2 protein-coding genes are annotated in these 920 nt (G+C 34.9%); both read left to right on the forward strand.

Annotated features, from left to right (window positions below):
• Window positions 1–304, forward strand: a 304-nt coding sequence (locus BBROOKSOX_RS11760) for a hypothetical protein (protein WP_180324063.1), incomplete at its 5' end; no start/stop codon positions are given.
• A 253-nt stretch (window positions 305–557) separates the two neighbouring features.
• Complete coding sequence (locus BBROOKSOX_RS11765) at window positions 558–815, forward strand: hypothetical protein (RefSeq protein WP_139662072.1); 258 nt, start codon at window positions 558–560, stop codon at window positions 813–815.
• Window positions 816–920 lie beyond the last annotated feature (105 nt).

Consider the following 920-nt stretch of genomic DNA (forward strand, 5'->3'; position numbering starts at 1 on the left):
TGGATATGAAGAAGTAGACAATGAAGAAGTTAAATCTGATTACATTCTTAAAGACCATTTGTGTGGTTTATGTACTGGATCAGAAAGAGATGCTGTTTTATTTTTTATTCAAGATCAAGATCATGAAATAGAACAACAAAGAAAAATGTTTTTTCAGATTGTTGAAAAAGCAAATATCAATATTGTAACTTGTGGAGATTGTGGACTAGTAGTTTTCCATCAAATAGAGCGTGAAGGCGATATTTGCTGCCCTCACTGTTCCCTTGAAAGTGATTCTAGTGATTTTCCAGATTTTTATTGCTAAAAAGTAGTTGAATCATCCTCTCTTGTTAGAGGGTGTTTCTAAGCGCATTTACAAAGTGCGCTTAGAAACACTAATTTAAAAAAATTAAGACCGCAGCACTAACGCTGCACCTTAACCACTTGTACAAGCCTTGCAATTATGCAAGAAAGTGGCAGCGATGAGCTGAGTTTGTTTAACCCAAAGGGGATATATCCTTTCCCTTTGGGGATTGGCATATTTCCCCTTTGTTTTCATAAATATAAAGGAGAAAATTATGACAAAAGCAAAGACGCAAGCGGACTATAAAAAAATATGGTCAAGAAAAGCAAATAAGATCTTAAAGGGTTTAACTGTTAAAAAGATAAGATGGATGACTGAAAAAGAAGTAAAGGAGTATGACTGGCTTGGTAGTGCACCAGTTATTGAATTTACCGATGGAACCATCATCATTGCTTCAATGGATGACGAGGGTAACGATGCTGGTGCATTGTTTACCAATGACTCAGAATGTTCTGTTTTACCTAGAATATAAGGAGTAATGATATGACATCTTATACAGTAGCCTATTCAGGAATGGATTGGGACAAGCATATTGAGTTAAAAAATCAATTATTTGAGTTAGATATTAACTGCGTAC

The organism is bacterium endosymbiont of Bathymodiolus sp. 5 South, from assembly GCF_900128535.1.
Lineage (GTDB): Bacteria > Pseudomonadota > Gammaproteobacteria > PS1 > Pseudothioglobaceae > Thiodubiliella.

What these genes read in the sequence shown, in the direction of transcription:
- BBROOKSOX_RS11765 (WP_139662072.1), top strand. Translation starts at nt 558, where the DNA reads ATGACAAAAGCAAAGACGCAAGCGGACTATAAAAAAATATGGTCAAGA.